The sequence below is a fragment of the Saccharothrix sp. NPDC042600 genome, assembly GCF_040647305.1.
Lineage (GTDB): Bacteria > Actinomycetota > Actinomycetes > Mycobacteriales > Pseudonocardiaceae > Actinosynnema > Actinosynnema mutabilis.
Map to the genome: position 1 here is coordinate 31,094 of NZ_JBEZBW010000016.1, position 24,766 is coordinate 55,859.

Consider the following 24,766-nt stretch of genomic DNA (forward strand, 5'->3'; position numbering starts at 1 on the left):
GTGTCGCCGCCGTGGGGGGGGGGGGGGCCCCCCCCCGGCCCCGCCGGGGCCCCCGGGGGGGGGGGGGGCCCCCCCCCCCCCCCGGCGGTGGGTGGTCAGGCGCTCATGCGCCAGTGCACGACGTAGCCGGCGGCTTCGGCGGCGATCAGGGCGTCCAGCTTGGCCAGGTTCGTCCGGCGCGACATGCGGAAGGCCCGGCCCCGGCGCGCGTCCAGCAGCAGCGGTGTCGCGCCCGGCAGGGTCCGGTCGATGGTGCGTTGCAGGATGCGCAGGCCCACGTTCGCCGCCTCCTGCGTCATCGGCCGTTCCTTCACGTACACCAGCACCGCGGCGGTCGAGTCGTCCGGTAGGCGCAGGCCCAGGTGCGGCTTCACGCGCAGCGTGAGGTCGCCCGCCTCCCACCTCGTCGCCGCCACCGGGACGCCCGTCGCCCGCGTCGAGCGCAGCCACGGCAGGAAACCCTCCCGCAGCTCCTCGAACGCCCTCGGCTGACCGTTGCGCGACGCCGCGCGCACGGCCGCGTCCAGTTCCGCGTCCGGGTCGATCGAGTTCGCCGCCCGCCGCATGGCGTCCCTCATCGGGTTGTAGAACCCGCACACCCACGGGTCGGCGCCCAGGTACACGCTGCGCTGCTCGGACACGATGCTGATGCGCCCGCGCTGACCGCTCATGACGTACTCGGTGAACGACAACGCGGTCACGCTGACCGGCTCCACCACGGCAGGCTCCCCTCTTCGAACTCGTGTTCGAATTCTACCGCCGGGGTACGACAATCCCGGGTGGCGAACGGGTGGCCTACGCGCGCACCCTCGACAGCAGCGGGCCCAGGTCCGGGTCCGCCCCGACCTCCTCGAAGATCGCCGTCAACGTCTCCTCGAAGAACGGGGCCGCGGTCTCGTACACCGCCCGGCCCTCCGCGGTGATCTTGCTGTAGACCCCGCGCCGGTCGGTCTCGCACACCTCGCGCGCGGTCAGGCCGGACTGCTCCAACCGGGCGACCAAGCGGCTCACCGAACTCTGGTTCAGCCCGACCACCTCGGTCAGCTCCTGCATCCGCAGCTCCCCGTCGGGCGCCTCGTGCAGCGCGGACAGCGCGGTGAACTCCGACATCCCGAAGTGGAACTTCCGCTGCAGGGCGCGCTCCAGGCTGGCGTTGATCCGGTGGTGCAGCGCGTGCAGGCCGGACCAGGCGGCGCGGACGGACAACTCGGACCCCCGGGAGCGCAGGTGTGGGCCTACATCCTATGCCCGCGCCACGGGGTCGCCGGTGCGCGAGCGGGCCGCGGGCCGACGCCGCCGCGCTCACCCGATCGGCTCAAGGCGCGGGGTCGAACGGACCTGTTCGGAAGGCGAGCGCAGAATGGCGGGATCCGACTTCTCGTGAGGAGCCTGTGGCGTGGGGGAACAGCAGGAGATCGACCTGACCAGACCCAGCGCCGCCCGGGTCTACGACTACTACCTCGGCGGTGCGCACAACTTCGCGGTGGACCGGGAGATGGCGCGCAAGGCCATCGAGATGTGGCCCGAGCTGCCGCTGATCATGCAGGCCAACCGGGCGTTCCTGCGCCGCGCGGTGGAGTTCTGCGTGGCGAGCGGCGTGCGCCAGTTCCTCGACCTGGGTTCGGGCATCCCCACGGCGGGCAACGTCCACGAGGTGGCGCGGTCCGCCGACCCGGGCGCGCGCGTGGTGTACGTCGACAACGACCCGGTCGCGGTCACCTACAGCCGCACGATCCTGGGCGACGACCCGCGGACCTCGGTGCTGCGGGCGGACCTGCGCGACCCGCGCGACGTGCTCGCGCAAGCCCGGACGCTCCTGGACTTCTCGCGCCCCGTGGCCGTGATGATGGTGGCGGTGCTGCACTTCGTCGGCGACGCGGACCGCCCGGCCGACGTCGTGGCGGCCTACCGCGACGCCGTCCAGCCCGGCAGCCTCCTGGTCGTCTCCCACGCCACGCAGGACGGCCAGAACGGCCAGGCGGACGAACACGAGGACCTGTACCGCAGGCGGACGGCGACCCCGATGACCATGCGCTCGAAGGCTCAGGTGGCGGAGTTCTTCGCGGGCTACGACCTGGTGGACCCGGGGGTCGTGCACCTGCCCCTGTGGCGCCCGACGTCGCCGGACGAGGTGGACGGGCGACCGGAGCGCTTCGCGGGCCTGGCGGCGGTGGGCCGCAAGCGCTGAGCCGCGAGCGCTGAGTCGCGAGTGCTGAGCCGCCGATGCTGGGAACGTGGCGTTCCGGATAAGCGTTGTGTCACCGTTTTCGCGACTGATCCGCCATCCCGGTGAACGTCGTTCCGGGCTCTTCCGATGTGCGTTTCCTTCGCTATGGTCGGACTCGGCAGTATTCTGTCCGGGGGGACGGCAAGGGGGGCATCATTTCAGTGGGCACCGTGTTGCCCTGGCTTCGGCGTGCATCTCAAGCAGTCACCTCTGCATTGTGCTGCCTGGATCGTTCGTCCGACCAGGGAGGAATGCGATGAAGAAATTGTTGGCTGCGGCTGCGCTGGTGGTGAGCGTGGTCGTGCCCACCCAATTCGCCGGTGCGGCGTCGGCCGCGCAGGAAAGCGGCGTCGCCGCACCCGCGGGGGAGGTTCCGGCGTTCGTCATCGACGACGCGACCCCGGTTCCGCCCGCCGTGGACCAGGCGCGCGAGCGGATCAGAGCCGGGAAGCCCGCGGACGGGCGGAAGGGCGAGGTCAGCGCCTCGGGCATCGACTACGAGGGCTACTTCATCAACGGCAACGGCAACTGCCTCGACGTCTACAACAACACCGGGCCGCAGTTGATCCACTGGTCCTGCCACTGGGGTGGCAACCAGTACTGGCGGCTGACCAAGGACCCGAACTACAACCAGTGGGAGATCAAGCCCTGGCAGTGGGTCACGGAATGCGCCGACGTCGAGGGTGTCGTCGGGCCGAATGTCATCAAGTTCCCGTGCACGCTGAGCTCGAACCAGCTCTGGTACGCCGCGGACACCGGTAACCGGACCGCTTTCTTCCAGTCCTACGCGGATTTCGGGAAGTGCCTCGACGCCTCGGGCACGGACAGCCGCGCGCTGAGCTGGCCGTGCAACTGGCAGGCGAACCAGCAGTGGTACCTCTACATCCCGTGAAACACCTGATTCCTGGTTAGGGAGGTGGAGCCGGGCATTGTCCGGCTCCACCTCCGGCCAATCGCGCGAGCGGGCCCTAGGACCGCTCGACCAGGTGGCACGGGAGTTCGAAGAACCAGCCCGACGGTTCGTGCGCGAACCGGCCCACCGGGCGGGTGCCGGCCGAGCACTCCGCGCGGGCGGAAGCCACGCTGTCGGTCCACTCCGGACCGGTCAGGACGCCCGCCCGGTCCCGGACGTGCTCGACCACGGCGGCCAGCAGGACGCAGGTGACGACCGTCCGCGCCGTGATCACCAGCCAACGGCCGCGCGCGGGCGTGGCGTCCAGGCCCACGGCCACGGCGGTGAACAGCAGCAGGCACGGCAGGACGCTGTAGCGCTGGGACGTCATCACCACCCCCGGCTGTTGCACCTGCAGCGCCACGGTCCAGTTGGCCACCAGCGACACCACGATGATCCCCGCGCCGTACCCGACGCCGAGCACGGCCAGGAACCGCGCCGGCCGGTCCCGCCACACCAGGCCCGCCACGACCGGCACGGCGAGCAGCACGACCGCCGACAGCACCGGCACGTTGCCGAACCGCGGGTACAGGTCCGGCACCTGCTCGGACCCGGTGAACCCGGCCAGCGGCACCCGCAGCAGGGCCGCCAGCACCACCTGCACCGGGTCCACGGCGTCGTGCGAGGTCGGGGTCCGCTCGGCGACCACCACCACGCCACCCTGCACCGCCGCGGCCACCAGGAAGGCGGTCGGCAGCACCCGGTCGCGGAACAGCCCGAGCACCGCCAGTGGCGCCAGGACGAACGCGATCGGGCTGGACAGGGCCGCCAGGACCACGAACACCAGCGCGGGCACGCGCGGCGCGTCCCGCCACAGCAGCACCCAGAACAGGCCGTACAGCAGGAACCAGTGCAGGTTGCTGACGTTGCCCAACGGCTCCGAACTGCCCACCGGCAGGACGACGACCAGCGCCGCCAACCCGACGCGCAGCGCCGTCGAGCGCACGTAACCGCCCGACGCCGCGAACGTGATGAGGGCCACCAGGGCACGCAGGACGGCGGCCGACAGCGCGAACCCGACGGCCGCCCACTCCAGCGGCAGCAGCGACACCAGTTCGGCGCACATCCGGGGGATGACGTGCAGGTACCCGCCGTACGGCGCGACCAGGTTCGCGAGGAACGACCCCTCGACGCCGTCCAGCAGGAACCGCGCGCCGTCCTCCGCCCACACGTGCGTCAGGTGCGACCGGCCGGCCGGCGTGAGCAGTTGGAACGCCACCGCCGCGACGAACCCGGCCAGGTGGAACGTCCACGGCCGGCGCGCCTCCCGGTGGTCGGGCACCAGCCCGTGCAGCCGTTCACCCAGCACCGTCATCCGGACTCCCCCCTCGCAAGGCGAGCGAATGATGGCCGTCCGGGCAGCCCGACTTCAACCGGGGAGGGTCAGGCCGGCTCGGGGAAGAAGCGGTCGCGGATGGCGGCGATGGTGCGCAGGTCGTCGGCGGTCACGTCGTCCAGGGACAGCTCGGTCTCCAGTTCCGCCTCGATCAGGTAGAGCAGCTCCACGAAGTGCATGGAGTTCAGCACGCCCTTGTCGACCAGGTCCTCGTGCTCGCCGATGGGCCCGCTGTCCGGGCACTTGGCGCTCAGGAACGTGGTGATGAACGCGGGCACGGTCATGGCGTCTCCTTGACTGGCGTGATCTTGGTGCGCGGCGCGGCGGCGCAGGCGTGGACGGCCACCCGGCCGCCGACGGCGAGGCCGGTGGGCACGAGCCGGTTCGTGCGCAGCGCCACGGCCGGGTCGGTGAGCAGCGGGTTCGCGCCCGGGACCAGATCGGCCAGCAGCGCGAAGACCGGGTCGACGACCTTGGTGACGCCGTCGTCGTCCACCACCTCGACCCACGCGTGGACCAGGTCGAGCATGCCGAGCACCCAGCCGATGCGGGTCTCGGCGAGGTAGCCGGCGGCGCGGAACCGCCGGGACAGGTACAGGCTCGCGGACTCGCACGTCGCCACGCGGTGCGCGGTCACCAGGCCGACGTCCTCGCGCAGCGCGTCGGGCAGCTTGACCCATCGGACGCCGAGGTCGGCGAAGGCCTGCACCTCGTCGCGCAGGACCGGTGACCGCAGCGGCAGCAGGGACCCGACCGTGCGGACGGTGGCGGTGAGGTCGCGGGTGGGCACGAGGTCGTTGTCGTCGTCCGCGGCCAGGCCGGTCACTGCGCCGCCGTGGGCTTCGGTGCGCGGGCGGGCGAGGGCGACGGCGGTGCAGGAGCAGTCGAGCGTCAGCGAGAAGCGGGACGTGCGGGGCTCCAGCAGGGCCTCCGCCGGCGAGCGCATCCACCGCAGGGTGAACGCGAACGCCTGCTCCGGCACCGTCCGGCCGCCGCCCGCGCGCAGCGCGAAGTTGAACAGGTCGCGCGAGTCGAAGCGGTCGCCGGGGCCGACCGGGAGCCCGTCGCGCACCAACGCGTCCAGCGCGTCCTCGCCGCCGAGCATCTCGATCGCGGCGGCGCGGGACGTGTCGTCCGAGCGGTGCGCCAAGGGGATCGTGAAGGCCGTCATGACGCCACCGGGCAGTCGCGCCACATGGTCCGCACGACCTTGCCGTTGCGCAGCACGTAGTGGTCGCGCGAGGTCCAGCCGAGCATCTCGTTGATGCGGACCTGCTCGTCACCCGCCGACGTTTCCAGGTATCCCGGCAGGCCAAGGGAATCCGCCCGCTTCTGGCCGGCGCGCAGCAGCACGTAGCCGACGCCGGGGGAGTCGTCGCGGCGGCCGAGCACGGCGTACCAGACGTGCGGCTCGCGCGGCTTGAGGCGGTCGAGGTCGTTGGACAGCCGCACCCCCTGCACGACCGCCCGCGGCCCGGCCACCATGCACGCGATCGAGCGCAGCGCCCAACCCCACCACGGGGTGGGCCGCTCGCCGTGCCGGTAGCAGACCAGGACGCCGTCCAGCCGCCGCCCGCGCGTCGCCGCGAGCACGAAACCGTTCTCCCAGCGGCAGATCACCAGTTCCGCCAAGTACAGCAGGGTCAGGGCGACCTGCTTGCGCCACGGCGGGATGCGCGCGATCGAATCCCAGATCACGCCTTCGCGGTACGCCTGCGCCAACAGCCGTGCCGCCCGCCACGTGTCGCGCCACGGCAGGTCGCGAACGTCGAGCCGGGTCGTCATGGTCACCCCAATCTCCTGTGCTGCCAGGGGGAAGTGAAGCAAGCGCGGGTAACCCGGGGGTAAGTGCGCGCTTTCGCCGGACGTACCACCCCGGTGCGACCGGGGCGCGAGACGCGCGGCCGATACTCGCGGCAAAGCGTGGAAAGGAGCGCACGATGTCCGTAGTCGAGTCACGCACGGTACTGCTCGCGGCGCCGCGCGCGTTCTGCGCCGGTGTGGAGCGTGCCATCGAGATCGTCGAGCGGGCGCTCGCCGGCCGCGAGCACCCGGTGTACGTGCGGAAGCAGATCGTCCACAACGCACACGTCGTCGCCGACCTGGAGGCGCGCGGGGCGGTGTTCGTGGAGGAGCTGGCCGAGGTGCCGGTCGGGGCGACCGTCGTCTTCTCCGCGCACGGGGTGTCGCCCGCGGTGCGCGCCGAGGCGGAGCGGATGGGCCTGGAGGTGTTCGACGCGACGTGCCCGCTGGTGGCCAAGGTGCACTCCGAGGCGCGCCGGTTCGCCGAGCGCGGGGACACCGTGCTGCTGATCGGCCACGACAACCACGAGGAGACCGAGGGCACGCTGGGGGAGGCGCCCGGGTCGATGGTCCTGGTGCAGTCGGTGCAGGACGCGCTCGCGGTGGCGGTGGCCGACCCCGGGAAGGTGTCGTACCTGACCCAGACCACGCTGGCCGTGGACGAGACCGCCGACGTGCTGGCGGTGCTGCGCGAGCGCTTCCCCGCGCTGCGCGGGCCCGGCTCGGCGGACATCTGCTACGCCTCCACCAACCGCCAGGCCGCGCTGCGGATGATCACCGCCGAGTCGGACGTGGTGCTGGTCGTCGGGTCGGCGAACTCCGCCAACACGCAGCGCCTGGTCGAGATCGCGCGCCGCGAGGGTCGTCCGGCTTACCTGGTCGAGGACGCCGGAGCCATCCGGCCGGAGTGGCTGGACGGCGCGTCGCGCGTCGGTGTCACGGCCGGTGCGTCCGCGCCGCCGCACCTGGTGTCGGAGGTCGTGGACGCGTTGCGCGCGCGGGGCCCGGTGATGGTCGTCGAGCGCGAGGCGACCCGCGAGACCATCCAGTTCACCGTGCCGGGCGCGGTGAGGTCGCTGTGAAGCGCTTCGCGGTGGACCTGGCGGGGCTGGACGCGGCGGAGCTGGACGGGCTGGCCGCCGACATCCGGGCGTTCCTGGTGGACAAGGTGTCGTCGGTGGGTGGGCACCTGGGGTCCAACCTGGGGGTGGTCGAGCTGACGATCGCGCTGCACCGGGTGTTCCGGTCGCCGCGGGACGTGCTGCTGTTCGACACCGGGCACCAGAGTTACGTGCACAAGCTGCTGACCGGGCGCGCGGCCGGGTTCGACGGGTTGCGGCAGGCCGGGGGGATGTCCGGGTACCCGGCGCGGGCGGAGTCCGTGCACGACGTGATCGAGAACTCGCACGCGTCGACGGCGTTGTCCTACGCGGATGGCGTGGCGCGTGCGTTCCGCGTGCGCGGGGAGGACGCGCGGCGGGTTGTCGCGGTGGTCGGCGATGGGGCCCTGACCGGTGGCATGTGCTGGGAGGCCATGAACAACCTGGGCGCGTCGCCGGAGTTGCCGGTCGTGGTGGTGCTCAACGACAACGGACGGTCCTACGCTCCGACGGTCGGTGGCCTGGCGGCGCACTTGGAGGGTCTGCGGGAGTCTACTGTGGACTCGTCAGTCTTCAGGAACATGGGCCTGGCTTACATCGGTCCGGTGGACGGCCATGACGTCTCGGCGTTGGAGAGCGCTTTCCAGATGGCGTCGGCCCTTGGCCGGCCCACGGTTGTGCATTGCGTGACGCGCAAGGGGAAGGGTTACCTGCCGGCCGAGCTGGACGACGAGTGCATGCACGCGGTCGGGGCGCTCGACCCGGCGACCGGTCGTCCGGTGGGGCGCGGCGCGGAGAGTTGGACGTCGGTGTTCGGGGCGGAGATCGCGGCGATCGGCGCGGAACGCCCGGACGTGGTGTGCCTGACCGCGGCCATGCCCGGTCCCACGGGGCTGGGACGGTTCGCGGCCCGTTTCCCGGACCGGTTCTTCGACGTGGGGATCGCGGAGCAACACGCGGTGACCGCGGCGGCGGGGATGGCGATGACCGGGCTGCACCCGGTGGTGGCGGTGTACTCGACGTTCTTGACGCGGGCGTTCGACCAGTTGCTGATGGACGTGGCGCTGCACGGGTTGCCGGTGACCTTCGTGCTGGACCGGGCGGGCATCACCGGGCCGGACGGCGCGAGCCACCACGGCATGTGGGACGCGTCCCTGCTGCCGGTGGTGCCCGGGATACGCGTCGGCGCGCCGCGTGATGCGGAGGTGCTGCGCGCGCTGTTGCGGGAGGCGGTCGACTTCGCCGGGCCGTCCGTGGTGCGGTACCCGAAGGCGGCGGTCGGTCCGGCGATCCCCGCGGTGCGGCAGGTGGCCGGGGTGGACGTGCTGCGGTACGCGCCTGACGCCCGGGTTCTGCTGGTGGGGGTGGGCGCTCTGGCCGGCGAGTGCTTGTCGGCGGCCGACGCGTTGGCGGCTCGTGGCGTGCCGGTGACGGTGGTGGACCCGAGGTGGGTCGCGCCGCTCGGTCCGACTCTGGTGGAGATGGCCGCCGAGTACCGGTTGGTCCTGGCGGTCGAGGACACCGCGTCGGCGGGGTCCTTGGGTGGCCGGTTGGCGCAAGCGCTTGCGGCTGCGGGGAGCGACACGTGCGCGGGGACGTGCGCTCTGCCGACGGCTTTTGTGCCGCATGGTGGTCGGGAGCAGTTGCTGAGCGGGTACGGGCTGGACGCGGACGGTATCGCGGCGGCCGTGTTGGAGCGCTTGGACTTGCTGGGCGAACGGGTGGGCCTGCGGCCGGTGGCCTGACGGCTGCGGGAGGTGGCCCGGCCCCCACCTCCCTGGCCGTTGCTCCGGGCGGTCGGAATTGTCGTACCCGCGTGGGAGAATGGATACCGGGGGCCGGCGGCCACGCCCGCGCACAGCGCCTTCCACGATCGGCTGACCTCGTTGCGGCTCGCGACCCGGCGCTCGGTCCCGCGCTGCCGAGGCTGGGCACCTGTTGTTGACGCCGCTGGCCCCGCGGGTGGAAGACACGCTTACCTAGCCGACTCAGCCACCCCTGCGTCCGCCGCGCCCAAGCCGCCCATGCTCCCCCCCGCGCTACGACTGCCGCGAGCCCTTGACCGCTGCCTGCCCTTGTGGCCGCCCGGCGATCTCGCTGGTAGCGACTACGTCGGTCGATGAGGTGGCCCAAGTCGGGGCTGCCGCTGCTTGAGTCAAGGCGCTTGCTGCCACGGCCTGAGCGGATTTCGGCTGTTCGCCGCGCTTGCCGCGGGTGGCTGTCGCGTGGCGATGTGCGGCCTCCGGCCCCCGCTTCCATTGTCCCACGGCGGTACGACACTTCCGGGCTCGGGGCGGGCGGGCTCGGGGCGGCGGGCTCCGGGCGGGCCGGCGGGTCAGTCGTCGAACGGGTCGTCGACCGGTGCGCCGATTTCCTGTTCCGACAGCGGCACCGCTCGGGACGGGTCGATCACCGAGAACACCGAACCGGTGTGGTCCGCCACCACCGTCACGCGTCCGTACGGGGTGTCGTACGGCTCCACCGTGATGCGTCCGCCCAGCTCAAGCACCCTGGAGGCGACCGAGTCGGTGCCGATCTCCGGTGCGGCGGTGAAGTACACCATCCAGTGCGCGGGCGTGTCGGACGGGAACGCTCGGCCCATCCGCTGCCGGCCCAGGACGGTGTGCCCCTCGACGCCCCAGATCGTGTAGTCCACCGCGTGGCCGTCACCGATCTGGGTGATTTCGAAGCCGCACAGCTCGCGGAAGAACTCGTCCGCCACCGCGCCGTCCCACGTGTTCAGCTCGGCCCACGCGTACGCGCCGTGCCCGTCGGTGCCGAACAGCCAGTCCTGCGGGACGTGCCGGAACCCGACAACACCGCCGGTCGGGTCCGCGACCAGCGTGGACACGTCGTCCGGCTCGCGCAGGACGTGCCCGCCCAGCGCGTGCACCTTCTCCGCCGTGGCACGGGCGTGCGGGCTGTTGAGGTACAGCGTCCACCCGAACCCGCCGTCGGCCGGCACCAGCTCGGCCACGGGCAGCCCGGCCACCACGGCGATCGTGCGACCCTGCACGTCGGCGTAGGTCCAGCCGAACAGCCCGGTGTAGAAGTCGATGGCGGCCTGCTCGTCGACCACGGGCAGCTCCACCCAGCAGGGCGCGCCGTGGTGCAGCTCGGCCAAGGCGGGGGAGTTCGGGACGATCGACACCGGCTACCTCCTGCGAAGGGCCTCGGGATGATCACGCTACGGCTCTACAGTCGTCCCGTGAAGGGATTCGTCCGCGCCGCGTTGGCCGCCGTCCGCCCGGCCACGGTCCTGCCCAGCCCGAACATCTGGCACTGGCCCGACGTGTACGAGGTGGAGAACCGCGCACAGGACGTGACCGGCGCCATCTGGCAGGTGTTGCGCGAGGCCTGCGACTGGACCGGCGGGGACGTGGTGGACGTGGGTTGCGGCGACGGATTCCACCTCGCCGAGTTCGCCAAACACGCGCGTTCGGTGATCGGCGTCGAACCCCATCCGCCGCTGGTCGAACGGGCCGCCAAGCGCGTCGCGGGGATCCCCGGCGCCTCCGTCGTCGCCGGTCCCGCGCAACGGCTGCCGCTGCCCGACGCGAGCGCGGACCTCGTGCACGCCCGCACGGCGTACTTCTTCGGACCCGGCTGCGAACCGGGCCTGCGCGAGGCGGACCGGGTGCTGCGGCCCGGCGGCACGCTCGCGATCGTGGACCTGGACGGCACGGCCGAGCCGTACGGCCCGTGGCTGTGCGCCGACGAACCCCGCTACAACCCGGCCGACGTCGAGGAGTTCTTCGCCGCGCAGGGCTTCGAGCTGCGCCGGGTGCGGGCGCTGTGGCGGTTCGAGCGGCGCGCGGACCTGGAGGCCGTGCTGCGCATCGAGTTCTCCGCGAAGGTCGCCGCCCGGGCCATCGCGCAGACGCCGGGGTTGTCGTTCGAGGTCGGCTACCGGGTCCACACCCGACGGAGGCCGACCGGTCTCGTGCTCGGATGAGAGCGTTCACATAGGATCGGGGCGTGGAGAACCGGAACGCGGTCAGGTTGGGACGCCGGGTCGGCGTGGTGGGTCTCGGGTGCTGGCAGCTCGGCGCCGACTGGGGCCAGGTGGACGAGAAGGACGCGCTGGCGGTGCTGCACGCCGCCGCCGACACGGGCGTGAACTTCTTCGACACCGCCGACGTCTACGGCGACGGGCGCAGCGAGACGCTCGTCGGCCGCTTCCTGCGGGAACGCGGGGACGACGGCATCACCGTGGCCACCAAGATGGGCCGCCGCGTCGAGCAGGTCCCGGAGAACTACTCCCGCGAGAACTTCCTGGCCTGGAACGACCGGTCCCGCGCGAACCTCGGCGTGGACACCCTCGACCTGGTCCAGCTGCACTGCCCGCCGACGCCGGTGTACTCCACCGACGAGGTGTTCGACGCGCTGGACGAGATGGTCGAGGCCAAGCGGATCGCCGCGTACGGCGTGTCCGTGGAGACCGTGGAGGAGGCGCTGACCGCCATCGCCCGACCGGGTGTGGCCAGCGTGCAGATCATCCTCAACGCGTTCCGGCTCAAGCCCCTGGAGCGCGTCCTGCCGGCCGCCGCCGAGGCGGGGGTGGCGATCATCGCCCGCGTGCCGCTGGCGTCCGGTCTGCTGTCGGGCAAGTACACCCGGGACACGCGGTTCGGCGAGGACGACCACCGCAACTACAACCGGCACGGCGACGCGTTCGACGTGGGCGAGACGTTCTCCGGCGTGCCGTTCGAGGTGGGCCTGGAGGCCGTGGAACGGCTGCGCCCGCTGGTGCCGGCCGGTGCGACGCTCGCGCAGTTCGCGCTGCGCTGGATCATCGACCAGCCGGGCGTGACCGTGGTGATCCCGGGCGCCCGCAACCCGGAGCAGGCGCGGGCGAACTCGGCGGCGGCGGACCTCGCCCCGTTGACCGTGCGGGACGAGGTCCGCGCCGTCTACGACGAGCTGGTGCGGCCGTTGGTGCACGACCGCTGGTAGGTCAGTCCTCGTCTTCCTCGACGTCGAGTTCGCCGAGGATCGCGTACAGCTTGCGCCGGGCCTCGTTGAGGACCTCCACGGCGCGGGTCTTCTGCTCACGCGTGCCCGCGTGGGCCATCTGGTGCATCGCCGCGCCCAAGTGCCGCGCGGCGGTGCGCAGCTTGGCCGCGCCCGCGTCCTGGTCGTCGGTCACCTGCTGCCACGGCGGGGTGTCCCCGAGCTTGGCCGCCTCGGCGCTGCCCGCCTCGGTGAGCGAGAACAGCTTCTTGCCGCCCGCCTCCTCGGTGGACGTGACCAGGCCTTCGTCGGCGAGCAGCTGCAGCGTCGGGTAGACCGAGCCGGGGCTGGGTCGCCACAGGCCGTCGGTGCGCTGCCCGATCTCCTGGATCATCTCGTAGCCGTGCATGGGCCGTTCGGCCAGCAGGCTCAACACCGCCGCGCGCACGTTGCCCTTGCGCTGCCGGCCGCGTCCGCCGCCGCGGCGGAAGAAGTCCGGCGGACCCGGTGGGACCGGGGGACCGCCGAACCCGAAACCACCGCCGAAGCCGCGCCGCGGGTCGCCGAAACCATGGTCCCGCTGGTGGCGTTCGTGGAGCCGGTGTCCTGGGTGGTGGGGGTGCATACGCATGTCGTTGCTCCTTCATCGATCGGTTCTGACACATCAACGATATATCGGAACCTGTCGCGATGCAACGGTCGGCGTTGTCGTGCGGTCGTGGGACACTGGAGGGTGCTATGACTGCCCTTCCCCTCGTGTTCGACGCGCCCAAGCGCGGCCTGCCGCCGCGCCACCTCGCCGACCTCACCGCCGACCAGCGGAAAGAGGCCGTGGCGGCGCTGGGTGAGAAGCCCTTCCGGGCCGCTCAGCTCTCGCACCACTACTTCAGCCGGCTCACCGTCGACCCGGCGGAGATGACCGACATCCCGGCCGCGTCGCGCGAACGACTGGTGACCGACCTCATGCCGCCGCTGTGGACCGAGCTGCGGTCGGTCGAGGCCGACGGCGGCACGACCCGCAAGACGCTGCTGCGCGCGCACGACGGGACGCTGGTCGAGTCGGTGCTGATGCGCTACCCGGACCGGGCGACGCTGTGCATCTCGTCGCAGGCGGGGTGCGGCATGGCGTGCCCGTTCTGCGCCACCGGCCAGGGCGGTCTCACCCGCAACCTGTCGACGGCGGAGATCGTGGACCAGGTGCGCCGGGGTGCGGCGGCCATGCGCGACGGCGAGCTGCCCGGCGGACCGGGGCGGCTGTCGAACATCGTGTTCATGGGCATGGGCGAGCCGTTGGCCAACTACAAGCGCGTGATCGAGGCCGTGCACCGGATCTGCGACCCGGCCCCGTCCGGGCTGGGGATCTCGCAGCGGTCGGTCACGGTGTCCACGGTCGGCCTGGTGCCCGCGATCCGGAAGCTGACCGAGGAGAACCTGCAGGTCCGGCTGGCCGTGTCGCTGCACACGCCGGACGACGAGCTGCGCGACACGCTGGTGCCGGTGAACACGCGGTGGAAGGTCGCCGAGGTGCTGGAGGCCGCGCGCGGGTACGCGGACCGGACCGGGCGGCGGGTGTCCATCGAGTACGCGCTGATCCGCGACATCAACGACCAGGGCTGGCGGGCGGACATGCTGGGCAAGGTGCTGCGCAAGCACCTGGGCCAACTGGTGCACGTGAACGTGATCCCGCTGAACCCGACCCCGGGCTCGAAGTGGGACGCGTCGCCGAAGCCGGTCGAGCGGGAGTTCGTGCGCCGGGTCAAGGAGCAGGGCGTGGAGTGCACCGTGCGCGACACGCGTGGCCAGGAGATCGCCGCCGCCTGCGGCCAGCTCGCCGCCGAGGGCTGACCCGGCGGGTCGGGCGCGACCGGATAGCATCCCCGCGACCGACGAGGGGGGTTCGGTGGAGTCGAAGCTGGTCGCGGGGCGTTATGCGACTGTCCGCGAACTCGGGCGTGGCGGCATGGGTGTGGTGTGGCTCGCCGAGGACAGGATCATCGGGCGGCGGGTCGCGCTCAAGGAGTTGCGCACGTCCTCGCCCACCGAGTTGGACCGGGTGCTGCGGGAGGCGCGCACCGCCGGGCGGTTGAACAGCCCGGCCGTCGTGACGGTGCACGACGTGCTGTCCGAGCACGGCACCACGTACATCGTGATGGAACTGGTCGAGGCGCCGACCCTGGCCGACCTGATGCGCGGCGGCCCGCTGCCCGCCGACCGCGTCGCGTCCATCGGGCTCGAAGTGCTCAAGGCGCTGGAGACCGCCCACGCGGCCGGCGTCGTGCACCGGGACGTCAAGCCGAGCAACATCATGGTGCTGCCCGACGGCGGCGTGAAGCTCGCCGACTTCGGCATCGCCCGTGCGATGGACGACCCCGGCCTCACCGCCACCGGCGGCGTGATGGGCTCGCCCGGGTACATGGCGCCCGAGCTGTTCCACGGTCGCCCGCCGTCGCCCGCGTCCGACCTCTGGGCGCTGGGTGCCACGCTCTTCCACGCCGCCGAGGGGCGTTCGCCGTTCCAGCGCGAGACGACCGCCGCCACGATGCACGCGATCATGTACGAAGCGCCGGTCCTGCGGCGCACGACGGGCGCGTTGGCCCAGGTCATCACCGGTCTCCTGACGCAAGCCGCCGAGGGGCGCGCGACCGCGGCGCAGGTCCGGGCGCTGCTGACCGAGCGGACCCGGCCGGTGGCCGCGCGCGAGCCGGACACGGTGATCATCGAAGCGCCGACCTCGTACGTCACCACCCCGCCGCCCTCGGACACCCGTCCCGGCTGGGGTGACGCCTGGGAGGACGAGCCGCCCAAGCCGAAACGGCGGGTCGCCGTGCTCGCCGGGGCCGCTCTCGTCGTGACGGCGCTGGCGTTGACGGCCGTGTTCGTCCTGGGACCGGACACCGAGACCGGGCGCGCGTCCGGCGCGCAGGGGACCGACCCGTCGTCGTCGGCCGCGGCCGCCACCTCCACCTCCACCTCGGCCGCGGCGTCGAGCTCGGAGGCGCCCAGCTCGACGGCCCCGTCGAGCGGTCCGGCGGCGACCTCCACGACGACCACCGCCGCGCCCGCCGCCACGACCACCCTGAAGGACACCCCGCCCCCGCAGGCGACCACCCCGGCCAAGCCGCCACGCCAGGTGACCGCGCTCACCCGCTACCGCAGCGGCGACGGCTGGCACTACAGCGGCTCGACCCAGCTCGGCGTGCCCGCCGGGTACACCGCCGAGGGACCGCTGGGCAAGCTCGCCGTGAACGCCGAGCCCGGCACCCGGCCGCTGTACTCGTGCGTCATCAACAACAGCAGCGACCGCATGACGTCGGTGTCGGCCAACTGCGAGAACCAGCAGGTCTACGGTCTGCTCGGGCACATCTTCACCCAGCAGCCCGCCGACGCCCGCGCCCAGCAGCTGTACCGGTGCAACATGGGCGGCCACCACTTCGAGTCGCTCAGCCCGACCTGCGAGGGCAAGACGGTCGAGTTCCCGCTGGGGTGGGTGCTGGCCACCTGAGCCGGGTCAGCCGCCGGGGACGACCTCGGTGAGCCTGCCCGTGGCCACGTCGAACACGAAGCCGCGCACCGAGTCCCGCACCGGCACGTACGGGCTGGTGCGGATGCGGGCGATGGACTGGCGCACGTCCTCCTCCAGGTCGGGGAACGCCTCGGCCGCCCACGGCGGCTTCACGCCCACCTCGTCCTGGATCGAGCGGCGGAACTCGTCGTCGGTGAAGGTCAGCATGCCGCAGTCGGTGTGGTGGATGAGGATGATCTCGCGCGTCCCCAGCAGCCGCTGGCTGATCGCCAACGACCGGATCTCGTCGTCGGTCACCACGCCCCCGGCGTTGCGGATCACGTGGGCCTCGCCCTCGTTCAGCCCGAGCACCCGGTAGACGTCCAGGCGGGCGTCCATGCACGCCACCACCGCCACATGCTTGGACGGCGGGAGCGGGAGCGGGCCTGCGAACTGCTCGGCGTAGGCGGCGTTGTTGGCCAGGAGCTGGTCGGTGACGGACATGGCGGGCGTCCTCTCACGGAGAGCGAGTGGTTGAGTGCGCTGCGCGACCTTGAGCCAACTGTCGTATGCGCGGGCGTGCAACCGAGCCCAACCAGTGGGACGTCAGGCGATCGCCACAACCACCGCGGTGGCGTTGTCGTTGCCGCCGGCCGCCTCCGAGTCGGCCAGCAGGGCCCGCACCGCGGCTTCCGGCGAGGACGTGCGCAGGATCTCCAGGATGCGGTGGTACGGGACCTGTTCGGCCACGCCGTCCGTGCACAGCAGGTAGACGTCGCCGGCGTGCGGCTGGACGTGGAGCAGGTCCGGGTCCGGGTGGGACGGGTGACCCACGTACCGGGTGAGTTGGTAGCGCGCCGAGTGGGCTTGCGGGGAGTCGTGGGGCCACCAGCCGTGGACCGCGCCCAACCACGCCATCGTGTGATCGACGGTCAGCAGTTCGAGCAGGCCGGAGCGCAGGCGGTACGCGCGGGAGTCGCCCAGTTGGGCGATCCACAGCCCGTCCGGGGTCTCGACCAGTGCCGTGAGGGTGCAGCCGGCCAAGGTCGAGGACTGGCGGCCGAAGTCGGCCACGACGCGGTGTGCCTCGGCCAGGGCCGGGCGGATGCCGGCGATGCCCGAAGCGCGGACGTGGGAGACGACCAGGTCCACTGCCGTGCGGCCGGCCATGGCGCTGCCCGGACCGTCGCCCATGCCGTCCGCCACGACCGCCAGCAGCGGCTCGGTGGACAGGTGGGCGACGTCGAAGTTGGCGTGGTAGCGGCGGCCGGTGTCGGTGCCCGACGCGGCGGTGGGCACCGCCGTCAGCGGCGCCAGGAGGTGCGGCTGCGGACCTGCTCCCAGATCAGCAGGATCGCCATGCCGGCGCCGAACGCGACCACCCAGATGTCCTCGGTGCGGCCGTGGTGGTTGCCGATGAGCAGCGAGAACGTCGCCAGCACGGACAGCCACCCGGCGATGCGGATGCCCTTGGGGAAGGTGCCGTGCCAACCCCACTCGGCCGACGGCTCGTCGTGGGTGTCGACCGCCGGACGCTTGTCCAGTTCAGAGGACGAAGACACAGCCGCACGACCTTCCTGCCCGATCAAGTTCACGTACGGCGTCATCGTCGCACATCATGAGCACGGGGGAGACGTGAGGTGCGCGGCACTGCCCCGCCGTCTAACGTCACGCGCTGTGCCAGAGGTGACCAGTTGACCGACCAGCCCGGCTTCCACCCGGTCGAGGAGCCCACGCCGGACACGTTCGCCCCCGTCGAGGTCGGCCTGTACGGGGTCACCAAGCGGTTCGCCGACCAGACCGCCGTGGACGACCTCTCGCTGCGGGTCCACGAAGGCGAGTTCTTCTCCGTGCTCGGCCCGTCCGGGTGCGGCAAGACGACGCTGTTGCGCATGATCGCCGGGTTCGAGCACCCGGACGCGGGCCGCATCGAGCTGGACGGCGTGGACATGGTCGGCGTGCCGCCCTACCGCCGGGACGTCAACACCGTCTTCCAGTCCTACGCCCTGTTCCCGCACATGTCGGTGTGGGACAACGTGGCGTACGGCGTCAAGCGCAAGGGCGTCCGCGGCGACGCCCTGGAGAAGACCGTCGGCGAGCACCTCGAACTGGTGCGGCTGAGCCAGTACGCCAAGCGCCGCCCGGCGCAGCTGTCCGGCGGGCAGCAGCAACGGGTGGCGATCGCCCGCGCGCTGGCCGCCGGGCCCCGGTTGCTCCTCCTGGACGAACCGCTGGGCGCGCTGGACGCAGTGCTGCGCAAGGAACTCCAGATGGAGCTGATGCGCATCCAACGCGAGGTCGGCACGACGTTCCTGTACGTCACGCACGACCAGGAGGAAGCGCTGGTGCTGTCGCACCGCGTGGCCGTGATGAACGCCGGACGGGTCGAGCAGGTCGGCTACCCCGAGGACGTCTACGAGCGCCCCGCGACCCGGTTCGTGGCCGGGTTCATCGGCACGTCCAACATCCTCGACGCCAAGGTGTCCGGTGTGGACGGTCGCTGGGTCGAGCTGGACGCCGCGGGTGCCACCCGGCTGCGCGCGCCCCTGAACGGCGAGGTCCGCCACGGGCAGCGGGTCGCCGCGACCGTGCGGCCGGAGAAGGTCCACCTCTACGACGACGACGCCGAGCCGCCGACGGGCTGGTGCGTGGTCGCCGGCACCGTCCGCGACGTCGTCTACACCGGGGTGTCCACCCAGTTCGTGGTGGACGTGCCCGGTGGCGGCGAACTCGTCGCGTTCGTGCAGAACACCCGCCGCATCGACGACGCGGGCGCGCCCGGCCAGCCCGTCCGGATGGGCTGGGACCCCGACTTCACCGTGCTGTTGGAGAACGCCGATGACTGACCGAGACCTCCGGATCGCCCGCCTGTGGGACGCCGGGGTGAGCCGCCGCACGATGCTGCGCTCCAGCGCGTTCTTCGCGCTCGCCGCGACCGGCGCGTGCGGCGTGGGCGAAGCGCCGTCGAACACCGCCGCGCCCACGTCGAAGGCCAAGGCGGTCAACGCCAAGGACGAGCCGAAGCTCAACTTCTACAACTGGACCGACTACATCGCGCCCGACACGTTGTCCGGCTTCAAGACCGCGACCGGCATCGACGTCACCTACGACAACTTCAGCACCAACGACGAGATGGAAGCCAAGATCGCCTCCGGCGCGGCGGGCTACGACCTCGTCGTGCCCAGCGACAACTTCCTGCGCCGGTTCCTGCGCGCGGGCCTGCTCTCGCCGCTGGACCACGACCTGCTGCCCAACCTCAAGAACCTGGAGAAGCGGTTCACCGAGGCCGACTACGACCCGGGCAACGCCCACTCGGTGCCGTGGGCGTGGGGCACGACGGGCCTGGCGTACGCGACGTCCCAGCTCGGCGACGTGTCGGGGTTCTCCGCCTACGACCTGGCCGCCGCGCAGGGCCGCAGCACGATCCTGGACGAGGCCCGCGACGGCCTCGCGCTGGGCCTGCTCAAGGCGGGCCACGACCCGAACACCACCGACCCGAAGCACCTGGACGACGCGGTCAAGCTGCTGCTGGAGCTGAAGAAGAAGATCGGCCAGATCACCTCCGACGTCATCGAGCCGCTGACCGGCGGCCAGGTGCCGCTGGCGCAGGCCTACTCCGGTGACGCGTTCCAGGCGCGCGACGCCAACCCGGACATCGCCTACGCCATCCCGGCGGAGGGCGGCCTGTCCTATGTGGACCTGCTGTGCATCCCGAAGGACGCCCCGCACGCCGCCAACGCGCACCGGTTCATCGACTACGTCCTGGGTCCGGAGGTGGGCGCGGCCCTGGCGAACGCCGTCCGCTACGGCAGCCCGAACGCCGCCGCCAAGCCGCTGATCGACAAGGAGCTGCTGGACGACCCGCTGGTGTACCCGTCCGACGAGCAGTTGGCGAAGCTGCCGTTCACCAAGGACCTCGGCGGCGAGGTCGAGGCCCGCTACGCGGACGCGTGGACCAAGGTCAAGACCGGCTGACCGGGAACGCCGGGAGGGTCCGTGGTCGGGCACAATCACGGCTCGTGTCCTCGACCCGGCGCGGGTGGCTCGTCGCCACCGGCCTCCTCACCCCCACCGGCCTGTGGCTGGGCGTCTTCCTGATCGCACCGCTGGTGCTGGTGGTCCAGTTCAGCTTCGCCACGCGGGACACCGGCGTGGCGCGGGCCGTGCTGCCGTGGACGACCCAGGCGTACCGGACCGCGCTGGACCCGGCGTTCCTGCCGATCTTCGGGCGGACCCTGGCCTACGCCGGGACCACGACGGCGCTGTGCCTGCTGCTCGGGTTCCCGCTGGCGTGGTTCATCGCGCGGCACGGCGGGCGGTACCGGACGGCGCTGCTGGCGGCGGTGCTGGTGCCGTTCTGGTCGTCGTACCTGGCGCGGATCTACGCGTGGAAGGCGCTGCTGGACGGGGAAGGCCTGGTCAACCGGGTGCTGGAGCCGGTGGGGCTGGACCGCGAAGGCGGGTTCCTGCTCACCGACGGCGCGGTGGTGCTGGGCCTGACCTACGGGTTCCTGCCGTTCATGGTGCTGCCGCTGTACGTGGCGTGCGAGCGGTTCGACCACCGGTTGGTGGAGGCCTCCCACGACCTCGGGCACGGGCGGGTCTCGACGTTCTTCCGGGTGGTGCTGCCCGGGGTGTTCCCGGGCGTGCTGGCGGGGTCGTTGCTGGTCCTGGTGCCGGCGGCGGGCGACTTCGTGACGCCGCGGCTGCTGGGCGGGGTGGACCAGTCGACGTTCGGCAGCGTGATCGACGACCAGTTCCGCGGCGGCAACAACTGGCCGCTGGGCTCGGCGATGGCGGTCCTGCTGCTGGTCCTGGTGGTCGTGGTGCTGGTGCTGCGCGGGCGGCGCGGGGAGGACGTGCTGTGAACCGGCGGCCGTGGGCGTTGGGCGCGGTGGCGGCGCTGGTCTTCGCGTTCCTGTACCTGCCGATCCTGTGGTTGGCGCTGGTGTCGTTCAACGAGTCGCGGTCGCTGAGCCGGATCACGGGGTTGTCCGGACGTTGGTACGCGGAGTTGTTCAACGACGCGCGCGTGCTGGAGTCGCTGGGGTTGACCCTGCGGCTCGCCGGGGCCAGCGCGGTCGTGTCCACCGTCATCGGGACGTTGGCGGCGTTCGGGCTGCGGCGGGCGTTCCCGGGGCGCGGGTTGTGGACGGTGCTGTTGAGCCTGCCGCTGGTCGTGCCCGAAGTGGTGTTGGGCGTGGCGCTGCTGGGGTTCTGCGTGAAGCTCGCCGGCATCCCGCTCGGGTTCGGGGCGTTGCTGGCGGCGCACGTGGCGTTCTCGCTGAGCTTCGTCGTCGTGGTGGTGCGGGCCCGGGTCGCGGGGATGGACGCGCGGCTCGAAGAAGCCGCCGCGGACCTCGGGGCCGGGCCGTGGGTGGCGTTCCGCACGGTCACGTTGCCGCTGGTGGCGCCGGCCGTCGCGGCGGGCGCGGCGTTCGCGTTCCTGCTGTCGTTCGACGACGTGGTGACCTCCAGCTACCTGACCGGGGTCGGCTCGACGACGTTGCCGGTGTTCGTCTACGCGCAGGCGAGCAAGCGCGGGGTGTCGCCGGAGATCGTGGCGCTGTCCACGCTGCTGGTGGCCACGAGCGCGGCGCTGCTCGTCGCCGGGGTGCTGGTCGCCGCGAAACGTGCGCGGGCGTCAACTTTCGTCGGCTCGATCAGCGACGAATGAACGCCGTGGCGCGCCGGGGGAGTGTTTACCGTTGTCCGTTGTGACGTCTGTCGTTCAGCGCCTGCGGCCCGAGGCGGCGGCCCTGAAGGCCGCCCCGCGGGAGTTCCTCCGCACGCACGCCGAGCGGCTGCGCGCGGTCACCGCGTGGCGGGTCGGCCGCGAACTGCTGGCGATCGCCGTGCTCGTGGTGCTGGACGTGTACCCGGGGTTCATCGCGGGCGAGAAGCCGTTCCAGGGCTGGTCGGTGGTGCTGGTCGGCCTCGGGTACGTGGGGCTGTACGTGCTGCGCCTGGGGTTCCCGGCGCTCGCGCTGCTGGCCGCCACCTGGGTCGTGTTCACCCTGGAGCACGGCGGGGTCGCCACGATCATCATGCTGTCCTACGCGGCCGGCTACCGGATCGCGTCGTGGCAGCGCTCGCTGGTCACCGCCGCGCTGGGCCTGGCCGTCTACATGGTCGCCTGGGACCTCTCCGCGCCCACGCTCAACGGGCCGCTCGGGTCGTGGATCGTCCTCACCGTCTACGGCATGGTCGTGGTCCTGCCGTTCCTCGTCGGCCGCTACACCGCGCAGCGCAACGCCCTGGTGGCGGCGTTGCAGGAGCGTGAGGAGCGGGTCGTGCGGGAACGGCGCATGGTGTCGCGGCAGGTCCGGCTGCGCGAGCGCAACCGCATCGCCCAGGACATGCACGACAGCCTCGGCCACCGGCTGAGCCTGATCTCGGTGCACGCGGGCGCGTTGTCGCTGGACTCGGAGCTGGGCGAGAAGCAGCGCGAGGCCGTCCAGGTGCTGCGCAGCGCGGCGTTGACGGCGATGGAGGAGCTGCGCGGCGTCATCGGCGTGCTGCGCCGCGACGAGCCCGACGAGGAGCAGGTCCGGCGCACCGTGGACGCCATCGACGAGCTGGTCGAGGGCGCGCGGCGGGCCGGGGTGCGGGTGAGCCTGGTGCGCGGCGGCCAGCCGTGCCCGCTGCCCGCGAAGGTCAGCCACGCGGCGTACCGGATCGCGCAGGAGGGCCTGACCAACGCCAGCAAGCACGCGCCGGGCGCGAGCGTGCAGGTGACCGTGAAGTACGAGCCGGACGCGCTGGTCGTGGAGGTCCGCAACAACCCGCCGCGGGTCAAGCCGCGCGACGGGGCCGGGTTCGGGCTGGTCGGCCTGGGCGAGCGGGTGCGCCTGGCGGGCGGCATGCTGCACGTCGGCGAGCTGCCGTCCGGCGGGTTCCGGATCGCGGCCGTCCTGCCCTACGAGGACACGGCGGCGGCCGACGACGAGCCGTCCGACGACGGCATCCCGGTGGAGCAGAGCAAGCCCGCGACCGGCATCCGCAAGTGGGCCGGCGTCGGGTCGATCGTGCTGGCCGGGATGGTGGTGCTGGTCGTGGTCGCCGGGTACGTGTGGCTGGGCAGCCGGCCGTTGACCAAGGTCGTGCCGACGCAGCTGTACGAGCGGGCGTCGGTCGGGGACGACGAGTCGGCGTTGCGGGCCGCGTTCCCCGGCGGGTCGTCGCCGGTCCTGGGCGACATCACGCAGGGCGCCGACCCCGAGCCGGAGGGCGCGGCCTGCGAGTACTTCGTGACCGACGACCAGAGCTACACGTCGGGCGGGGTGAAGGTCGTGCGCTTCTGCTTCGCGGACGGCAAGCTCGTCGAGAAGAAGATCCACCTGCACCATGGGGCGTGAACGTTGATCCGGGTCCTGATCGCCGACGACGAGCCGTTGATGCGCGCGGGCATCAAGGCCATCCTCGGCACCGCCGACGACATCGAGCTGGTCGCCGAGGCCGGTGACGGGCGGGAGGCGGTGCGGATCGCCCGCGAACGGCGCGTGGACGTGGCCGTGCTGGACATCCGCATGCCCCGCCTGGACGGCTTGTCGGCGGCCCGCGAGCTGCGGTCGGTGGCGCCGTCGGTGCGGGTGGTGATGCTGACCACGTTCGGTGAGGACGACAACATCGTGCGCGCGCTGTCCGACGGCGCGGCGGGGTTCCTGCTGAAGGACTCCGCGCCGGAGGAGCTGCTGCGGGCCGTCCGGGCGGTGCACGCGGGGGAGGCGTACCTGTCACCCATGGTGACCAGCCGGGTGGTGGGGATGGTCGCCCAGGTGGGCCAACCGCGACGGCAGGAGGCCATCCGGCAGGTCGAGGGGCTGACCGAGCGTGAGGTGGAGGTGCTGGCGCTGTTGGGGCTGGGGATGTCGAACGCGGACGTCGGGCAGCGGCTGCACATGAGCGAGGCGACGGTGAAGACGTACGTGAGCCGGTTGCTGGCGAAGCTGGGGCTGACGAACCGGGTGCAGGCGGCGTTGCTGGCCCGGGACGCGGGCCTGGCGGGCTGAGTTCAGCCCTTCCCGTCCAGCAGCGCCCGCAGTCGCCTCACCTCGGCGACCAGGCGCGGGACGGCGTCTCGGGCCATGGCGATGAAGAGGGCGTTCTCGTCCCAGCGCTCGTCGGCGACGTCCACGTAGCGCGGGTGCTGGACCAGCGTGGCGGCGATGATCTCACCGTGGTCGAACGCGGGGAACCGCTCGTTGCGGCCGGTGTCGGGGACGGTGCTCACCGCGGTGAGGCACATCGCGTAGTCGTCGTCCAGCGCACGGGTGTACCAGGGGCCGGGGGTGGTCGCCTCGTCCAACTCCTCAAGGGTGTCCAGCAGTTCGTCGAGGTCGTCCACTTCGTCATCGCTCACGGGGCAGGTCTACCACCGGCGCATGAAGCAGCCCCCTGCCGACCGGGGGGATGGTCGACAGGGGGCTGTGGGTCGCGGCGCGCGAGGGGGTGCGCGCTCCGCGAAGTGTGGTGCGGGTTATGCGCGTGCGCGGTTGCCCGTCACCAGGCGGTAGATGCCCAGCACGACCAGCGAGCCGAGGATGGCCAGCAGCCACGTGCTCAGGTCGAAGAAGGTGTTGATGTCGGTGCCGAACAGGGCCTGGCCGATGAACCCGCCGATGATGGCCCCGACGATGCCGAGCAGCATCGTGATGATGATGCCACCCGGGTCGCGACCAGGCATGATCGCCTTGGCGATGGCGCCTGCGATCAACCCGAGTACGATCCAACCCAAGATGCCCACGGGGGCTCTCCCTTCCTGCCGGCCTCGACGGGCGGAATCCGTCGTGGCGCTTGATCAGGGGTTGCCCACGTTCGAGTGAGCCCACTCCTCCGTTATCATCTCGTGACCTGAGTACCGCTGTGCGGTCCATCAGCTCGGCTCCGGAAC

The 24,766-nt window shown here is 72.0% G+C and carries 27 protein-coding genes; 14 read left to right on the plus strand and 13 right to left on the minus strand.

Features of this window, described 5'->3' with window-relative positions; genetic code table 11:
• Positions 1-95 precede the first annotated feature (95 nt).
• Positions 96-719, minus strand: coding sequence for a hypothetical protein (locus AB0A74_RS13770; RefSeq protein WP_358249217.1), 624 nt, complete (start codon positions 717-719; stop codon positions 96-98).
• A 76-nt stretch (positions 720-795) separates the two neighbouring features.
• On the minus strand, positions 796-1,206 hold the full coding sequence (locus tag AB0A74_RS13775; RefSeq protein ID WP_358249218.1) for a MarR family transcriptional regulator: 411 nt from the start codon (positions 1,204-1,206) through the stop codon (positions 796-798).
• A 190-nt stretch (positions 1,207-1,396) separates the two neighbouring features.
• On the opposite strand from AB0A74_RS13775, the gene AB0A74_RS13780 reads away from it, so the two are divergent.
• Both AB0A74_RS13780 and AB0A74_RS13785 read left to right on the plus strand, forming a co-directional pair.
• Positions 1,397-2,188: an SAM-dependent methyltransferase gene (locus AB0A74_RS13780; RefSeq protein ID WP_358249220.1), complete on the plus strand. Its 792-nt coding sequence runs from the start codon at positions 1,397-1,399 to the stop codon at positions 2,186-2,188.
• Positions 2,189-2,483: 295 nt separating this feature from the next.
• On the plus strand, positions 2,484-3,119 hold the full coding sequence (locus tag AB0A74_RS13785; protein ID WP_358249222.1) for an RICIN domain-containing protein: 636 nt from the start codon (positions 2,484-2,486) through the stop codon (positions 3,117-3,119).
• 76 nt (positions 3,120-3,195) lie between these two features.
• On the opposite strand, the gene AB0A74_RS13790 is transcribed toward AB0A74_RS13785, so the two are convergent.
• The 4 genes from AB0A74_RS13790 to AB0A74_RS13805 form a co-directional block, all read right to left on the minus strand.
• Positions 3,196-4,494, minus strand: a complete 1,299-nt coding sequence (locus AB0A74_RS13790) for a hypothetical protein (protein WP_358249224.1) — start codon at positions 4,492-4,494, stop codon at positions 3,196-3,198.
• Between the two features lie 68 nt (positions 4,495-4,562).
• On the minus strand, positions 4,563-4,799 hold the full coding sequence (locus AB0A74_RS13795; RefSeq protein WP_343937588.1) for a hypothetical protein: 237 nt from the start codon (positions 4,797-4,799) through the stop codon (positions 4,563-4,565).
• Positions 4,796-5,686, minus strand: a complete 891-nt coding sequence (locus AB0A74_RS13800; protein ID WP_358249226.1) for a hypothetical protein — start codon at positions 5,684-5,686, stop codon at positions 4,796-4,798. Before AB0A74_RS13800 ends, AB0A74_RS13795 begins: the two co-directional genes overlap by 4 nt.
• Positions 5,683-6,306 carry a hypothetical protein gene (locus tag AB0A74_RS13805; RefSeq protein ID WP_358249228.1) on the minus strand — a complete coding sequence of 208 codons (624 nt, stop codon included), beginning with the start codon at positions 6,304-6,306 and terminating at the stop codon, positions 5,683-5,685. Before AB0A74_RS13805 ends, AB0A74_RS13800 begins: the two co-directional genes overlap by 4 nt.
• 149 nt (positions 6,307-6,455) lie before the next feature.
• Here AB0A74_RS13805 and ispH point away from each other — a divergent pair, with 149 nt between their 5' ends.
• The gene (ispH, locus tag AB0A74_RS13810; RefSeq protein ID WP_358249230.1) at positions 6,456-7,400 is read left to right on the plus strand and encodes a 4-hydroxy-3-methylbut-2-enyl diphosphate reductase; all 945 of its coding nucleotides are present in this window, start codon (positions 6,456-6,458) and stop codon (positions 7,398-7,400) included.
• Positions 7,397-9,163, plus strand: a complete 1,767-nt coding sequence (locus AB0A74_RS13815; protein ID WP_358249232.1) for a 1-deoxy-D-xylulose-5-phosphate synthase — start codon at positions 7,397-7,399, stop codon at positions 9,161-9,163. The genes ispH and AB0A74_RS13815 overlap by 4 nt, the downstream gene beginning before the upstream one ends.
• Before the next feature lie 590 nt (positions 9,164-9,753).
• On the opposite strand, the gene AB0A74_RS13820 is transcribed toward AB0A74_RS13815, so the two are convergent.
• Complete coding sequence (locus AB0A74_RS13820) at positions 9,754-10,569, minus strand: VOC family protein (protein ID WP_358249234.1); 816 nt, start codon at positions 10,567-10,569, stop codon at positions 9,754-9,756.
• 57 nt (positions 10,570-10,626) lie between these two features.
• Between AB0A74_RS13820 and AB0A74_RS13825 the strand changes: the two genes are divergently transcribed.
• Positions 10,627-11,373 carry a class I SAM-dependent methyltransferase gene (locus AB0A74_RS13825; protein ID WP_358249236.1) on the plus strand — a complete coding sequence of 249 codons (747 nt, stop codon included), beginning with the start codon at positions 10,627-10,629 and terminating at the stop codon, positions 11,371-11,373.
• A 23-nt stretch (positions 11,374-11,396) separates the two neighbouring features.
• On the plus strand, positions 11,397-12,374 hold the full coding sequence (locus AB0A74_RS13830; RefSeq protein ID WP_358249238.1) for an aldo/keto reductase: 978 nt from the start codon (positions 11,397-11,399) through the stop codon (positions 12,372-12,374).
• Between the two features lies 1 nt (position 12,375).
• Here the strand turns inward: AB0A74_RS13830 and AB0A74_RS13835 are convergent, their stop codons facing one another.
• On the minus strand, positions 12,376-13,002 hold the full coding sequence (locus tag AB0A74_RS13835; protein WP_358249240.1) for a PadR family transcriptional regulator: 627 nt from the start codon (positions 13,000-13,002) through the stop codon (positions 12,376-12,378).
• Positions 13,003-13,109: 107 nt separating this feature from the next.
• Between AB0A74_RS13835 and rlmN the strand changes: the two genes are divergently transcribed.
• Together rlmN and AB0A74_RS13845 are read left to right on the plus strand one after the other, a co-directional pair.
• Positions 13,110-14,216 (plus strand): 23S rRNA (adenine(2503)-C(2))-methyltransferase RlmN, encoded by a 1,107-nt coding sequence (gene rlmN / locus AB0A74_RS13840; RefSeq protein ID WP_358249242.1) that lies wholly within the window; start codon positions 13,110-13,112, stop codon positions 14,214-14,216.
• A gap of 55 nt (positions 14,217-14,271) precedes the next feature.
• Positions 14,272-15,873 (plus strand): serine/threonine-protein kinase, encoded by a 1,602-nt coding sequence (locus AB0A74_RS13845; RefSeq protein ID WP_358249243.1) that lies wholly within the window; start codon positions 14,272-14,274, stop codon positions 15,871-15,873.
• 6 nt (positions 15,874-15,879) lie between these two features.
• Here AB0A74_RS13845 and AB0A74_RS13850 read toward each other — a convergent pair whose 3' ends face one another.
• The 3 genes from AB0A74_RS13850 to AB0A74_RS13860 form a co-directional block, all read right to left on the minus strand.
• Positions 15,880-16,377, minus strand: coding sequence for a carbonic anhydrase (locus AB0A74_RS13850; protein ID WP_358249245.1), 498 nt, complete (start codon positions 16,375-16,377; stop codon positions 15,880-15,882).
• Between the two features lie 102 nt (positions 16,378-16,479).
• The gene (locus tag AB0A74_RS13855) at positions 16,480-17,172 is read right to left on the minus strand and encodes a protein phosphatase 2C domain-containing protein (protein ID WP_358249247.1); all 693 of its coding nucleotides are present in this window, start codon (positions 17,170-17,172) and stop codon (positions 16,480-16,482) included.
• 5 nt (positions 17,173-17,177) lie between these two features.
• Positions 17,178-17,435, minus strand: coding sequence for a DUF2631 domain-containing protein (locus AB0A74_RS13860; protein WP_343932356.1), 258 nt, complete (start codon positions 17,433-17,435; stop codon positions 17,178-17,180).
• A gap of 132 nt (positions 17,436-17,567) precedes the next feature.
• Between AB0A74_RS13860 and AB0A74_RS13865 the strand changes: the two genes are divergently transcribed.
• Genes AB0A74_RS13865 through AB0A74_RS13890 form a run of 6 tightly spaced genes read left to right on the plus strand, consistent with a single transcriptional unit; the run spans position 17,568 to position 23,885 of the window.
• A complete protein-coding gene (locus AB0A74_RS13865; RefSeq protein WP_358249249.1) occupies positions 17,568-18,719 on the plus strand; it encodes an ABC transporter ATP-binding protein in 1,152 nt (383 codons plus the stop codon).
• Positions 18,712-19,848, plus strand: a complete 1,137-nt coding sequence (locus AB0A74_RS13870) for a spermidine/putrescine ABC transporter substrate-binding protein (RefSeq protein ID WP_358249251.1) — start codon at positions 18,712-18,714, stop codon at positions 19,846-19,848. Before AB0A74_RS13865 ends, AB0A74_RS13870 begins: the two co-directional genes overlap by 8 nt.
• 44 nt (positions 19,849-19,892) lie before the next feature.
• Entirely contained in the window at positions 19,893-20,741 is an 849-nt protein-coding gene (locus tag AB0A74_RS13875; RefSeq protein ID WP_358249253.1) for an ABC transporter permease, read from the plus strand.
• Positions 20,738-21,550 carry an ABC transporter permease gene (locus tag AB0A74_RS13880; RefSeq protein WP_358249255.1) on the plus strand — a complete coding sequence of 271 codons (813 nt, stop codon included), beginning with the start codon at positions 20,738-20,740 and terminating at the stop codon, positions 21,548-21,550. Before AB0A74_RS13875 ends, AB0A74_RS13880 begins: the two co-directional genes overlap by 4 nt.
• A gap of 40 nt (positions 21,551-21,590) precedes the next feature.
• A complete protein-coding gene (locus AB0A74_RS13885) occupies positions 21,591-23,231 on the plus strand; it encodes a histidine kinase (protein ID WP_358249257.1) in 1,641 nt (546 codons plus the stop codon).
• Between the two features lie 3 nt (positions 23,232-23,234).
• The gene (locus AB0A74_RS13890; protein ID WP_358249259.1) at positions 23,235-23,885 is read left to right on the plus strand and encodes a response regulator transcription factor; all 651 of its coding nucleotides are present in this window, start codon (positions 23,235-23,237) and stop codon (positions 23,883-23,885) included.
• Between the two features lie 2 nt (positions 23,886-23,887).
• Here AB0A74_RS13890 and AB0A74_RS13895 read toward each other — a convergent pair whose 3' ends face one another.
• Together AB0A74_RS13895 and AB0A74_RS13900 are read right to left on the minus strand one after the other, a co-directional pair.
• Positions 23,888-24,235, minus strand: coding sequence for a hypothetical protein (locus tag AB0A74_RS13895; RefSeq protein WP_358249261.1), 348 nt, complete (start codon positions 24,233-24,235; stop codon positions 23,888-23,890).
• 117 nt (positions 24,236-24,352) lie between these two features.
• Positions 24,353-24,619, minus strand: coding sequence for a GlsB/YeaQ/YmgE family stress response membrane protein (locus tag AB0A74_RS13900; RefSeq protein WP_121226543.1), 267 nt, complete (start codon positions 24,617-24,619; stop codon positions 24,353-24,355).
• Positions 24,620-24,766 lie beyond the last annotated feature (147 nt).

Coding starts and splice junctions, on each gene's coding strand:
- AB0A74_RS13790 (WP_358249224.1), bottom strand. CDS start 4,494: ATGACGGTGCTGGGTGAACGGCTGCACGGGCTGGTGCCCGACCACCGG.
- AB0A74_RS13850 (WP_358249245.1), bottom strand. CDS start 16,377: ATGTCCGTCACCGACCAGCTCCTGGCCAACAACGCCGCCTACGCCGAG.
- AB0A74_RS13795 (WP_343937588.1), bottom strand. CDS start 4,799: ATGACCGTGCCCGCGTTCATCACCACGTTCCTGAGCGCCAAGTGCCCG.
- AB0A74_RS13870 (WP_358249251.1), top strand. CDS start 18,712: ATGACTGACCGAGACCTCCGGATCGCCCGCCTGTGGGACGCCGGGGTG.
- AB0A74_RS13835 (WP_358249240.1), bottom strand. CDS start 13,002: ATGCGTATGCACCCCCACCACCCAGGACACCGGCTCCACGAACGCCAC.
- AB0A74_RS13800 (WP_358249226.1), bottom strand. CDS start 5,686: ATGACGGCCTTCACGATCCCCTTGGCGCACCGCTCGGACGACACGTCC.
- rlmN (WP_358249242.1), top strand. CDS start 13,110: ATGACTGCCCTTCCCCTCGTGTTCGACGCGCCCAAGCGCGGCCTGCCG.
- ispH (WP_358249230.1), top strand. CDS start 6,456: ATGTCCGTAGTCGAGTCACGCACGGTACTGCTCGCGGCGCCGCGCGCG.
- AB0A74_RS13785 (WP_358249222.1), top strand. CDS start 2,484: ATGAAGAAATTGTTGGCTGCGGCTGCGCTGGTGGTGAGCGTGGTCGTG.